This is a genomic window from Bradyrhizobium sacchari, from assembly GCF_002068095.1.
Taxonomy (GTDB): domain Bacteria; phylum Pseudomonadota; class Alphaproteobacteria; order Rhizobiales; family Xanthobacteraceae; genus Bradyrhizobium; species Bradyrhizobium sacchari.
Genome location: NZ_LWIG01000053.1, coordinates 199,360 through 211,288, shown reverse-complemented (window position 1 = coordinate 211,288; position 11,929 = coordinate 199,360). Strand labels below are relative to the sequence as shown.

The window sequence follows — 11,929 nt, the reverse complement described above, 5'->3', positions numbered from 1 at the left end:
CCGGCGGGGAACGGTGCGCCGCAAAATGTTCCCGGGTGACGTAGGAACATTCTCCCTCGCGCATCGCGCGACGAAATTGCCGAGCGCTCGGAACTGCTGCTGTTCGGCGCTGTTTTCCCCCCACAAGTTTTCTTGTTGAAGGAGAGGACAACATGCTGATGAAATCGATCGCAGCCGGCCTCGCCGGCACCGCACTGCTTGCGACCGTCGCGTTCGCGCAAAACCCGACCGCCACAACCGACAAGGCAGCGCCTGCAGCCACGGCGACAACGACGACCACGACGGCGTCGGGTGAGTGGCGCGCCTCGAAGATGTCGGGCCTGAAGGTCTACAACGAGGCCAACGAGAATATCGGCTCGATCAACGACCTGCTGATGGACAAGAACGGCGCCATCAAGATCGCCGTGATCGGCGTCGGCGGCTTCCTCGGCATGGGCGAGCATCTGGTCGCCGTGCCCTACGAGAAGCTGAAGTTCGTCAACGAGGCCGTCGCCTATACCGGCGCCAGCACGAACCCGAACGCCAAGCCCGCCACGACCACCACGACGGGCGCTGCGACCGGCACCGACAGGCCTGCGGCGACCACGACGTCGTCCTCGTCGAAGTGGTATCCGGACCACGCCGTGTTCAATGCCAGCAAGGACGAGCTGAAGGCCATGCCCGAGTTCAAGTACTCGGAGTAATGAGGTCTACGTGACGGCCTGAACGAAGCGCGCCTGGTTTTCACCGGGCGCGCTGTCGTGTCTGTATTCTTCACCTCGCCGCTTGAACGCCGCGGCCTGAGCAAGCGCCTCGTCCTTCGAGACGACCGTTTCCAGCGGTCTCCTCAGGATGAGGCTAAGCGGCATTAGCCGCGCTGAAATTGCCGCGCGCTCCGCCCTCATCCTGAGGGCCCGCCATCGGTGGGCGTCTTGAAGGATGCGCTGCGGGCGAGAGCACTTTCAGTGCGTCACCAGCGGGCAGCCGCCCTTGTCGAGCGGACGGAACGCCTCGTCGCCGGGCACGGTTGCGATCAGCTTGTAGAGGTCCCATTCGCCCTTGGACTCCTCGGGCTTCTTGACCTCGAACAGATACATGTCGTGGACCATGCGGCCGTCGATGCGGATCTTGCCACCCTTGGCGAAGAAGTCGTTGACCGGCGTCGCGCGCATCTGCGCCATCACCTTCGGCGCCTCGTCGGTCTTGATGGCCTCGATCGCCTTCAGATAATGCATGGTCGCCGAATAGAGGCCGGCCTGGATCATGGTCGGCATATGCCCGACCTTCTCGTTGAAGCGCTTGGAGAAGGCGCGCGTCTCCTCGTTCATGTCCCAGTAGAAGGCGTCGGTGACGATCAGGCCCTGCGTTGCCCTGATGCCGAGCGAGTGGGTGTCGGTGATCTCCTGCAAGAGCGCGATCATCTTCTGGCCGCCCTGGGTCAGGCCGAACTCGGCGGCCTGCTTCAGCGCATTGGTGGTGTCGCCGCCGGCATTGGCGAGCGCGACCACCTTGGCCTTGGAGGCCTGGGCCTGCAGCAGGAACGAGGAGAAGTCCGACGAGTTGAGCGGGTGACGGACCTCGCCGAGCACCTTGCCGCCGCTCTCCTTGACCACGTTGGCGGCGTCGCGCTGCAGCGCCATGCCGAAGGCGTAATCGGCGGTGACGAAGAACCATGTGTCCTCGCCGCGCTTGACCATCGCCTTGCCGGCGACGTTCGACAACGCATAGGTGTCGTAGGTCCAGTGCACCGTGTTGGGTGAGCAGGCAACGCCGGTGATGTCGGAGGAGCCGCCGCCCGAATTGATGTTGATCCTGTTCTTCTCGCGCGTCAGTGCCGAGATCGGCAGCGCCACCGACGACGTCGGCACGTCGAAGATCGCGTCGACCTTGTCGTTGTCGTACCAGTTGCGGGCAATGTTGACGCCGACGTCGGGCTTGTTCTGGTGATCGGCGGCGACCACCTGGACCGGCTTGCCCGCGACCTTGGCGCCGTAGTCGGCAACCGCCATCTCGACGGCGGCGAGCGATCCCTTGCCGGTCGCGTCCGCATAGAGGCTCGACATGTCCGTGAGCACGCCGATCTTGACGACGTCGTCGGAAATCTGTGCCTGCGCGGCGCCGGTTGCCGCGGCGAGGGCGATGCCGGCCGCGACGGCGGCGATGAGTTTTTGCATGTGTTTCTCCCTGTCTGTTGTTGTTCGGGTGTTATTCGCGGGGACTGTTCTAGCGGCTATCGCTCGCGGCAGCTAAGCGGCGCGCGCCATAGCGGAATGCAAAATCAGAAGGGGCCGGCGGTGTTCCCTTCGCCTCTCCCCGCTTGCGGGAGGAGGCCGGAATGCATCTTCGATGCATTCCGGGTGAGGGGGACTCTCCGCGAGTCCAACTCTCACCATCCTTGCGGAGGCTCCCCCTCACCCCGACCCTCTCCCCGCAAGCGGGGAGAGGGAGAAGTTTTCAGCCCCCGCCGCCACCCTTGAGCCGTTCGTTGCGCCGGCGCAACGCCTCCAGCGTTGCGAGCAGGATGACCGATACCGTCGTCAGGATCACCGCCGCTGCCGTGATGGTCGGGCTGATGTTCTCGCGGATGCCGCTGAACATCTCGCGCGGCAAAGTGCGCTGTTCGGGCCCTGCCATGAACAGCACGATCACTACCTCGTCGAAGCTGGTCGCGAAGGCGAACAGTGCGCCCGAGGCGAGGCCCGGCAGGATCAGCGGCAGGATCACGCGGCGGAACGCCTGAAGCGGCGAGGCGCCGAGCGAGGCGGCGGCGCGTGCCAGATTGGTATCGAAGCTTTGCAGCGTCGCGCCGACCGTGATCACCACGAAGGGGGTCGCCAGGGCGGTGTGGGCCAGGATCAGGCCGAGATAACTGCCGGTCAGCCCAATCGGCGCGAAGAAGAAATACAGACCCACCGCAGTGATGACGCCGGGCACGACGACAGGCGACAGCACGAACGCCAGCACAAGCGGCTTGAACCGGCCCTTCCACTGCGCCAGCCCCAGCGCGGCCGATGTGCCAAGCACCATGGACAGCAGCGTCGCGGCGACGCCGATGATCATGCTGTTCTTCAAGGAATTCATCCAGCGCGGCGAAGTGATGAAGTCGTCGTACCAGCGCAAGGAGAAGCCGGGCAGCGGATAGGTGAGATACGAGCCCGAGCTGAAGGACAGCGGCATGATCGCCAGGATCGGCGCGATCAGGAAGATGAATACCAGCGTGGAGATCGCGATCGTCGCGGTCCACGCGATGCGCTGGCTGGGCGTGCGGAGGGAGGAATTGTAGCTCAATTCTTCATGCCTCCGGTGACCTGCTGTCCCTGCACCAGCTTGCCGTAGACGAGCGCGAGCAGGACGGTGGCCAGCAGCAGCACCGCACCCAACGCCGAGGCGAGGCCCCAATTCGCCGTCTCGGTCGTGTAGAGCGCTATGAAATAGCTGATCATCTGGTCGGCGGCGCCGCCGACGAGGGCCGGTGTGATGTAATAGCCGATCGCCAGGATGAAGACGAGCAGGCTTCCGGCGCCGATACCGGGTAGGGTCTGCGGCAGGTAGATCCGCAGGAACGCGGTGAGGGGTGGCGCACCGAGCGAGGCGGCGGCCCGCATGTAGGCAGGCGAGATCGCCTTCATGCTGCTGTACAGCGGCAGGATCATGAACGGCAGGAGAACGTGGGTCATGGCCACGCAGACGCCGAAGCGGTTGTAGATCAGGCGGAGCGGCCCGTCGATGATGCCGAGCCAGTGCAGGCTGTCGTTCACGACGCCCTTGCTCTGCAACAGCACGATCCAGGCGCAGGTGCGGACCAGCAGCGACGTCCAGAACGGCAGCAGGACGAAGATCATCAAGAGGTTCGACCGCCCCGGCGGCAGTGTCGCCAGGAGGTAAGCGACCGGGAAACCGAGGATCAGGCAGAGGGCCGTGACACCGAGGCTGATGAGGAAGGTGCGGGCGAAAATATCGCGGTAGATGGCCTGATCCGGCGGGGCTGCGACGATCGCGCCATCCGCATTCCGCGTCAGGTCGAGCGCGGCGAGCAGGTAGAAGCCGGTGACCGGGCCGCTGGCGTTCTTGATCGTCATCCAGGTGGCGCGTTCGCGCCAGGCCGGATTGATCTTGCCCAATGTCTCCTTCGCCGTGCCGGGCTCCGGCACCGCCTTCAGATTCCGTGCCGTGCCGGTCAGGATCGTGCGAAAACCGTTCTGCGCGTAATTGAGCCGCTTGGCCGCAATCGCAATGGTACCGGCGGCGCGCGCCGCCAGAACGTCGCTGGTCAGCGCCGCAAAGGCTTTTTCGTCCGGCAGGTCCTTGCCGTCCCAATCGGCGAGAGCAGCAATGGTTTGCGGCAGTACCTGGCGCACCTCCCGGTCGTCGACCGCGCGCCACAGCATGCCGGCGATGGGCCCGGCGAAGGTGAAGAGCAGGAAGACGAGAAGCGGGGCGACCAGCGCCAATGCCTTGAGCTGGCGTGCCCGCTCCGCACGCCTCAATCGGCGCTTGAGCGGCACCTCGGCCTCGGTCAGGGACGCAGCGGTCATGGGGAGAGCCTCGCTGACCGAACATCTGAGCGCGCGCCTCGTCGTTCGGGACGACCGCGGAGCCTGTCATTGGGCCGCGCTTTGCGCGGGCCAGACATCGGTGTCTGTAAAGTCGCTGCCACAGACTCAGACCTCATCCTGAGGGCCCGCCGTAGGCGGGCGTCTCGAAGGATGCGCCGCGGGCGAGCTATCCGCCACCTTTTTCCCTCCGCCTGCGCCGCACGACGGTGCCATCGCGCCTTACTTCGCGGCCCATTTGTTGAAGCGCTCCGTCAGGCGGTCGATGTTCTCGAGCCAGAAGGCAACGTTGATCTCGACCGCGTTCTTGATGTTGTCAGGCGCTGTCGGCAGGTCCTTGAGGATGGCGGGCGCGAGCAGAGCGGCTGCGTCCTTGTTTGAGGTGCCGTAGGCAATGTTCTCCGACAGTTTTGACTGGTTCTCCGCCTTGCCTGCGAAGTCGAGGAATTTGTACGCCGCGTCCTTATTCGGGCTGCCCTTCAGGATGACCCAGCTGTCGATCGTGAAGAGCGCACCATCCCACACCATGCCAAAGTTCTTCTTCTCGTTCTTGTTCGCGGTATCGATGCGGCCATTGTAGACCGAGGTCATCGCCACCTCGCCGGAGGCGAGCAATTGCGGCGGCTGGGCGCCGGCCTTCCACCACACGATGTCGCCCTTGATGCTGTCGAGCTTCTTGAACGCGCGATCGACCCCCTCGTCGGTCGCCAGCACCTTGTAGACGTCCTTCGGCGCGACGCCGTCGGCCATCAGCGCAATCTCCAGCGTGGTCTTCGGGCCCTGACGCAGGGCGCGCTTGCCGGGAATCTTCCGGGTGTCGAAGAAATCGGCCCAGCCGCTCGGGGCTTCCTTCAGCTTGTCCTTGTCGTAGCCGAGAACGAAATCGTAAAGGATAGACCCGACGCCGCAGGCGTTGACCGCTGGCGGGATATAGGCGGCCTCGCCGCCGATCTTGGAATAGTCCAGCTTCTCGAACAGGCCTTCCTCGCAGCCGACTGCGAGCTCGTCGCTTTCGACCTGGACGACGTCCCAGGTGGCGGCGCCTCCCTGCACCTTGGCGCGCAACACGCCGACGCCGCCGTCCCAGGACTCGTCGTTCATCGCAACGCCGGACGCCTTCTTGAACGGCTCGAAATAGACCTTCTTCTGGGCATCCTGATACGCGCCGCCCCACGACACGACGGTGAGGTCACGCGCCTCTGCGACCGTGGCCAGCGCTGCGCTGGCGCTCAGCGCCGCGGCGAAACCCAGAGCGATCTTGCCAATCTTGCGCTTCAGCATGGTCCTTGTTCCTTCTAGATGTGAGTTGTGTTGAGGGTTGATCGATGCCGGCCCGGATCAGACGGGATCGAGGGCCAGGCAGTCCTCGGGCCGAAAAGTGATATGCACGCTTTCGCGATGTGCGAGGCTGTCATGCGCCCCGGGCTGAAGCTTGACCATGAACTCGGCGTTCCCTGCGACGTCGAGCACGGCCAGCGCGTGGTCGCCGAGATAGATGGTGTTCTGCACCGTGGCCGGCAGCAGGTTCAGGCCGTCGCTGGAGCTGCCATTCGGGACAATGGCGACACGCTCGGGCCGCACCGACAGCGAGGTCGATGCGCCCGCGCCTGAGACATTGACTGCGCGTGCGGTGACGGCGCCGCCGCCGGCCAGCGCGACGCGGCAATAGTCCTTGTCGATGGTCTCGACGGTGCCGGCCAGCACATTGTTCTCGCCGATGAAGTGGGCGACGAAGCTGTTCACCGGATGCTCATACAGCGCGTCGGGCCTGTCGATCTGCTGCACGATGCCGTCGTTGAACACGGCGATGCGGTCCGACATGGTGAGCGCTTCGCTCTGATCGTGGGTGACGTAGACGATCGTGATGCCCATCGTCTCGTGCAGCTGCTTGATCTCGAGCTGCATCTGCTCGCGCAGGCGCTTGTCGAGGGCGCCAAGGGGCTCGTCCATCAGCACGAGTTGCGGATTGAAGACCAGTGCGCGGGCCAGCGCCACGCGCTGCTGCTGACCGCCGGAGAGCTGCCCGGGCCGCCGCTGCGCCATGGTTTCCATCTTGATCATGCGCAGCGCCGCGCTGACGCGCTCCTGCACGTCCGCCTTGCTCGTGTTGCGAACGGAGAGCGGGAAGGCGATATTCTCCGCGATCGTCAGGTGCGGAAACAGGGCGTAGTTCTGGAACACCATGCCGATGTCGCGCCGGTGCGGCGGCACGTTCTTGATCGGCCGGTCGCCGAGGTAGATTTCGCCCTGGGTCGGAACCTCGAAGCCGGCCAGCATCATCAGCGTGGTCGTCTTGCCCGAGCCCGACGGGCCGAGCAGGGTGATGAACTCGCCCTTCCTGATGTCGAGATCGAGGTTCTTCACCACGAGGTGCTCGCCATCATAGGTCTTCTGTATGCCGGAAAAACGCACCAGCGCCGGCGCAGGCGTGACCATGCCGGCTTCCATGTTGTCCTCGTGCTGTCCCCTACAATGCCGTGTGAGACTAGCATCCTCCGGCGAGAATGCCAGCGGCGCAGAGGCGCGTGGGGCGTGCTACATCCCCGACAGCTTCGTCACGGACACGTTGAGCGTTCCGCCGGCTTCGGCGACCACGCGCAGGGTCTTGGAGTCGAAGGCGATGTCGGCGAGCGTCAGGCTGTCGATCTTGGCGTCGACCTTGAGGCCGTCTTCGCTCTTCTGGTAGTCGGCGATCGCGGCTGCGATCTTCTCGCGCGCATTGGCGGCGATCGGCTTCAGGTCGAGCGTCGCTTTCTGCACCAGCGCCTGCTGCATCTGCGGCACGACCGCGCGTGCCGCCGCGCCGAGCAGCCCGAAGGCCGCCTCGGACTCGACCGCAAGCTGGATGTCGGCGAGCCGCAGCGTCTGCTGCGCCTGGTCGAGCATCGGCCGGCCCCAGATGTGGACGGTCGCCTCGGCGCCGAGACCGAGCCAGCTCTTCTTTTCCTTGGCGCGCACCAGGAGCGAGATCAGCAGCCGGTCGCCCGAGGGGATCACGTTGACGCTCTTCACGGTGACGTCGACCGGGCCCGAGCCGTCCTCGGGATAGGTGTGGCCGACCATCTGCGCCGCGATCAGCTTGTTGATCTCGGTGAAGGGCACGTCGATCGGCACGCCGATGTTCACGCCGGTACCTGTCGGCGGCACGATCGAGATCTTGTCGGGAAACGGGCAGTCCGGCTTGGTCTGCGTCGAGGTGACGCGCGTCTCGGCCTCGAGGCCCATCAGCAGGGTCACGGCCTGTGCGTCGACGCGCGGCTGCGCCGCGATCGCGCGGGTCGGCTTCATCTCCAGCCAGAGCGGCGGCAGCGCGGCCGAGGAGCCAGATCCTTGCAGCGGGATCGAGCGGCAGGCCTTGGCCCATTGCAGCTTCGCACTCTCGCGCAGCGAGGGATCGTTGCGGATGCGCTCGGAGACGATGTTGATCTGCTCGCCGACATTCTTGTCGATCAGCGGCTTCACCTGTGCCGGCACGTTGACCTTGGCGCCGGAGACGTTGAGGTTGGTGTCGCCGAGATTGACCTGGGCGCCGAGATTGGGCTCCAGATGCCAGTTCGCCGCGAGCTTCGGGCGCGAGGTGACGATGACGTTGCCCCTGATCTCGGCGCTGGCGTTCAAATTCTTGATGTTGACGGCGCCGATCCGTTTCGCCGCATCACCGCCGAGCACGCTGCCGAGCGCATCGCCCAGCGCGCCGGTCGCCTTGGCGGACAGCGAGCCGGTCACGTTCAGCTTGCCGGTGAGCGGCGTCGAGATGGTCAGCACGTCCTTGTCGCCGCTGGCCGCCATCGGCCCGCGTACGGCGGACCAGCCGATATCGGCGTTCTCGAGGATCTGCGATATCGGGTTGTCGGCCTTGCCGGCGAAATTGCGCGGCGCGGCCTTCTCGGCCTGCTCGCGGATCGCCGACAGCGCGATGGCAACCGGCGCGACCACGATCGAGCTCTTCGCAACCGGCGGCAGCGGCGGCAGTTGCGCGACCGGCGGCGCGGAATTCGTCGCGCGCGGCGACAGCCAGTCCATCGCTTTCAAGCTGATGAAGAACGACGCCGCGAGCACCGCGACGGCGATCAGGATAGTCCTCAAGTTCAGCGTCAGTCCCATCAATCCCCCAGGCCGCCCTGGCGGGGATTTTACAGGGCGGGCGAGGAGGGCGCTAGAGCGCAACCATGGGGTGGAATTGGGGCGAACAGGTTAACGGTTGCTAACGCGCCGTTGCCGCGCATCGCGCACCTAGCCGCGCCGGGGACGGCGGACCGCTCTCACATTGCCGCGATCTCCGCCGCCGCAGTAGAAGCGATCGCCGCCATCGGACTCCAGGCCCGAGACCATGGTGCCCGCGGGCAGGTCGAGCTGCTCCAGCACCTTGCCGGTGTCAGGGTCGATCCGCCTGATGTCGCTGTCCTCGCTTTCCCAGGTGCCGTGCCAGAGCTCCCCGTCAACCCAGGTCACCCCGGTCACGAAGCGCTTGCTCTCGATGGTACGGAGCACCTTCCCCGTGGCCGGATCGATCTGGTGGATCTTGCGCTCCCGGTATTGACCGACCCAGAGCGAGCCTTCCGCCCAAGCCAAACCTGAATCGCCACCGCCGCCGGGCGCGGGGATGGTGGAGATCACCTTGCCGGTCGCGGCATCGATCTTCTGGATGCGATCCTCGGCAATCTGGAACAGGTGGCGGCCGTCGAAGGCCGTTCCCGCATGCGCGGCGACGTCGATGGAGCGCGCGATCTTGCCGCTCGCGGGATCGACCGCATTCAGCTTGTCGCCGGATGCGAACCAGACATGGGTGCCGTCATAGGTGACGCCATGCACGTGCTCGACGCCCGCAAAGGGCCCATACTCCCTGACGATCTCGGCGGCTGAACGCTTCATGTCCTTGATCCCTGTGAGGTGATGCACCTTACGTCTTCAAGAGCGGCGTGGGGAGTAACAAGCCTGTCGGGAAACCCGGCACGGGCGGCGTCATCCAGCGGCGCGCGCGCCCATGTCCGAAGCACTGGACCTTGTTCGACCGCGCCAGCTCCTCGAGCGCCCGCTGCACGGTGCGCGGACTGATCCCGAGCGCAAGGGCGAGCGCGGAGCTCGACCACGGCTCGCCGTCGGTGAGAAAAGCGAGGAGGGCGGCGTGCTTCTCCTCATTGGGGCGCGCCAGCACGAGGACGTCGCGCGTCTTGCGCGGCGCCAGCACGAAGCCCTGCCTGGTCGCGTTGATGTCGGCCAGCGGCTTGAGCTGGGTGCGGAGCCGTCCGATCTCGACGCGTAATCGCGCGCGGTGCGATTCATCGACGTGCCGTGCTCGAAACGCAGCGGCAATCAGCCGCTCCCGTGAGACATCCGCGGGCCAAGCCTGCGCCAGCAGGCGGGCGAGCGCGAACAGCACCGGCCGCGTTCCGAGCGAGACGACGACGCCTTGCCTGCGCACGACATGATGGAAGGTGTCCACCACGAGCGCCGTCGAGGTCGCCAGCCTTTCGACCTCTCCGAGCAACAACGGGTGCTCCTCGCCGCGCGCGATCAGGCGCGCTGCCGGCGTGTCGAGGATCAGGCTTGCGCTGTCGACCTCGGCCATGAGTGCCGGAATTCCTGCCTGCCGTGCTGCGCCGGCGGCGCGGTCGAGCGCCGCGCGGGCATCCCCAGTTTGCAGCCGCCTGATCGCGATGCCGGCGACCACGAGCTCGCGCACGACCAGCGAAGCAGGCGGAAGCGCGGAGATGCCGAGTGCGGCCAAGGTGCGCTCGGCCTCGTCGAGCCGTCCGACGAGGAGCAGACGGCGCGCTTCGATGTGGCCGGCATGCGCCGCATTGGCAAGGTCGCCGTGTTTTTCGAGCGTCGCGCGCGCGGCTGCGAGCGCTTTCACCGGCCAGCCCAGGTCACGTGAGACGAGCGCGATCTCGGCTTCGGCCACCACGCATCTTGCCCGCGCCACCGCCTCGCGCGGACCGAAGGCGCGCGCGGCGCTCCGCAGCAGCGCCTTGGCCTTGGCGAGATCGCCGAGCTGCGCCATCGCGATGCCGCGCAGCGCCAGCGACGGCGCGTCGTTGCGCAGCGCAACGCGGTTCAGTGCGCCGAGGGGATCGCCGGCCTCCAGCGCCCGCGCGGCGGCCGTGATCAGCGACTCCATGTCAATCCCGCCACACTTGTTACTCCCACCGCACAACCGCCTGGTGCCAGAAATCGTTGGCAGGACGTCAAGCAAACGCTTTGGAGAGTCATGATGACATCAGCAGACAAGTCAGGAACCAACGGACAGACCGCCATGCAGACCCCGCCGGTGGTGTCGGCGCAGGACTGGGAGGCCGCCCGCCAGCAACTGCTCGTGAAGGAAAAGGCGCATACCCGTGCCCGCGACGCCCTGGCCGCCGAGCGCCGGCGCATGCCATGGATGGAAGTTGGCAAAACCTATGCGTTCGAGGGGCCCGGCGGCAAGGTCAGTCTGGCTGATCTGTTCCAGGGCCGGCGGCAGTTGATCGTCTACCGCGCCTTCTTCGAGCCGGGGGTGTTCGGCTGGCCCGATCATGCCTGCCGCGGCTGCTCCATGGTGGCCGACCAGGTCGCCCATGTCTCGCATTTGAACGCCCGCGACACCACGCTGGTGTTCGCCTCGCGCGCGCCGCAGGCCGACATTGCCAGGCTGAAGAAGCGGATGGGCTGGACCATGCCCTGGGTCACCATCACCGACAGCTTCGATGCCGATTTCGGCGTGGACGAATGGCACGGCACCAACGTGTTCTACCGCGACGGCGACCGCATCTTCCGTACCTATTTCATCAAGAGCCGCGGCGACGAGCAGATGGGCGGCACCTGGAATTATCTCGACATCACCCCGCTCGGCCGCCAGGAGGTCTGGGAGGATTCGCCGAAGGGCTATCCGCAGACGCCGACCTACAAATGGTGGAATTGGCACGACAGCTACGAGGAAGGCGCGGCGCCCGACAAGAAATGGGTCGAGATCTCGGACGCCGGCGAGAAGGCGTTCCGCAAGGAGGCTGCGGAAGGCCGTGACTAGTCCTGTCAGCGCAACGGCGCCCGCCGGCCACGATGGCGTCGTGGCCGCGCGCCACCTCGCCAGATGGCTGGCCTTGGCGGCGACGCCCACTTTCGCGGTCATGGCCGTGCTGACCGCCGTGATCAGTGGCGGCCCGACGGACATGCTGTGCGGCGCCGGGCAGGGGTCCCTGCTCGGCGGCATGGTGCCGATGTATCTCCTGATGAGCGCGTTTCATGCGGCCGCGTGGCTGAGGCTGATCGCGGAGCGGCGGCGCCGCTAAGCGGCTTCCGCCGGCGTGCACGCCTCGTCCTTGAGCCGACCGCTTCGCGGTCTCCTCAGGATGAGGCTAACTGGCAGCGGCCCGGCGGCGAAATTGCCGCCGCGCATTCAGCCCTCATCCTGAGGGCCC

At 66.0% G+C, this 11,929-nt stretch carries 11 protein-coding genes; 3 read left to right on the top strand and 8 right to left on the bottom strand.

From position 1 onward, the window contains the following. Positions 1-152: 152 nt before the first annotated feature. Positions 153-683 carry a PRC-barrel domain-containing protein gene (locus tag A5906_RS34100; protein WP_080139493.1) on the top strand — a complete coding sequence of 177 codons (531 nt, stop codon included), beginning with the start codon at positions 153-155 and terminating at the stop codon, positions 681-683. Positions 684-941: 258 nt separating this feature from the next. Here the strand turns inward: A5906_RS34100 and A5906_RS34095 are convergent, their stop codons facing one another. The 8 genes from A5906_RS34095 to A5906_RS34055 form a co-directional block, all read right to left on the bottom strand. Further along, a complete protein-coding gene (locus A5906_RS34095; RefSeq protein ID WP_080139492.1) occupies positions 942-2,153 on the bottom strand; it encodes an ABC transporter substrate-binding protein in 1,212 nt (403 codons plus the stop codon). Between the two features lie 280 nt (positions 2,154-2,433). After that, positions 2,434-3,267, bottom strand: a complete 834-nt coding sequence (locus A5906_RS34085; RefSeq protein WP_080139490.1) for an ABC transporter permease — start codon at positions 3,265-3,267, stop codon at positions 2,434-2,436. Then, the gene (locus tag A5906_RS34080) at positions 3,264-4,514 is read right to left on the bottom strand and encodes an ABC transporter permease (RefSeq protein ID WP_080139489.1); all 1,251 of its coding nucleotides are present in this window, start codon (positions 4,512-4,514) and stop codon (positions 3,264-3,266) included. Before A5906_RS34080 ends, A5906_RS34085 begins: the two co-directional genes overlap by 4 nt. A gap of 240 nt (positions 4,515-4,754) precedes the next feature. Further along, entirely contained in the window at positions 4,755-5,813 is a 1,059-nt protein-coding gene (locus A5906_RS34075; RefSeq protein ID WP_080139488.1) for an ABC transporter substrate-binding protein, read from the bottom strand. A gap of 57 nt (positions 5,814-5,870) precedes the next feature. Continuing rightward, a complete protein-coding gene (locus tag A5906_RS34070) occupies positions 5,871-6,980 on the bottom strand; it encodes an ABC transporter ATP-binding protein (protein WP_080139487.1) in 1,110 nt (369 codons plus the stop codon). An 87-nt stretch (positions 6,981-7,067) separates the two neighbouring features. Beyond that, the gene (locus A5906_RS34065) at positions 7,068-8,636 is read right to left on the bottom strand and encodes a DUF4403 family protein (protein ID WP_080139486.1); all 1,569 of its coding nucleotides are present in this window, start codon (positions 8,634-8,636) and stop codon (positions 7,068-7,070) included. A gap of 129 nt (positions 8,637-8,765) precedes the next feature. Further along, a complete protein-coding gene (locus A5906_RS34060; protein ID WP_080139542.1) occupies positions 8,766-9,404 on the bottom strand; it encodes a Vgb family protein in 639 nt (212 codons plus the stop codon). 28 nt (positions 9,405-9,432) lie between these two features. After that, on the bottom strand, positions 9,433-10,653 hold the full coding sequence (locus A5906_RS34055) for a helix-turn-helix domain-containing protein (protein ID WP_080139485.1): 1,221 nt from the start codon (positions 10,651-10,653) through the stop codon (positions 9,433-9,435). 90 nt (positions 10,654-10,743) lie between these two features. Between A5906_RS34055 and A5906_RS34050 the strand changes: the two genes are divergently transcribed. Both A5906_RS34050 and A5906_RS34045 read left to right on the top strand, forming a co-directional pair. Beyond that, complete coding sequence (locus A5906_RS34050; RefSeq protein WP_080139484.1) at positions 10,744-11,538, top strand: DUF899 domain-containing protein; 795 nt, start codon at positions 10,744-10,746, stop codon at positions 11,536-11,538. After that, positions 11,531-11,800 (top strand): hypothetical protein, encoded by a 270-nt coding sequence (locus A5906_RS34045; RefSeq protein ID WP_080139483.1) that lies wholly within the window; start codon positions 11,531-11,533, stop codon positions 11,798-11,800. Before A5906_RS34050 ends, A5906_RS34045 begins: the two co-directional genes overlap by 8 nt. The last annotated feature ends 129 nt before the right edge of the window (positions 11,801-11,929 follow it).

Coding starts and splice junctions, on each gene's coding strand:
- A5906_RS34100 (WP_080139493.1), top strand. CDS start 153: ATGCTGATGAAATCGATCGCAGCCGGCCTCGCCGGCACCGCACTGCTT.
- A5906_RS34095 (WP_080139492.1), bottom strand. CDS start 2,153: ATGCAAAAACTCATCGCCGCCGTCGCGGCCGGCATCGCCCTCGCCGCG.
- A5906_RS34080 (WP_080139489.1), bottom strand. CDS start 4,514: ATGACCGCTGCGTCCCTGACCGAGGCCGAGGTGCCGCTCAAGCGCCGA.
- A5906_RS34075 (WP_080139488.1), bottom strand. CDS start 5,813: ATGCTGAAGCGCAAGATTGGCAAGATCGCTCTGGGTTTCGCCGCGGCG.
- A5906_RS34070 (WP_080139487.1), bottom strand. CDS start 6,980: ATGGAAGCCGGCATGGTCACGCCTGCGCCGGCGCTGGTGCGTTTTTCC.
- A5906_RS34065 (WP_080139486.1), bottom strand. CDS start 8,636: ATGGGACTGACGCTGAACTTGAGGACTATCCTGATCGCCGTCGCGGTG.
- A5906_RS34060 (WP_080139542.1), bottom strand. CDS start 9,404: ATGAAGCGTTCAGCCGCCGAGATCGTCAGGGAGTATGGGCCCTTTGCG.
- A5906_RS34055 (WP_080139485.1), bottom strand. CDS start 10,653: ATGGAGTCGCTGATCACGGCCGCCGCGCGGGCGCTGGAGGCCGGCGAT.
- A5906_RS34050 (WP_080139484.1), top strand. CDS start 10,744: ATGATGACATCAGCAGACAAGTCAGGAACCAACGGACAGACCGCCATG.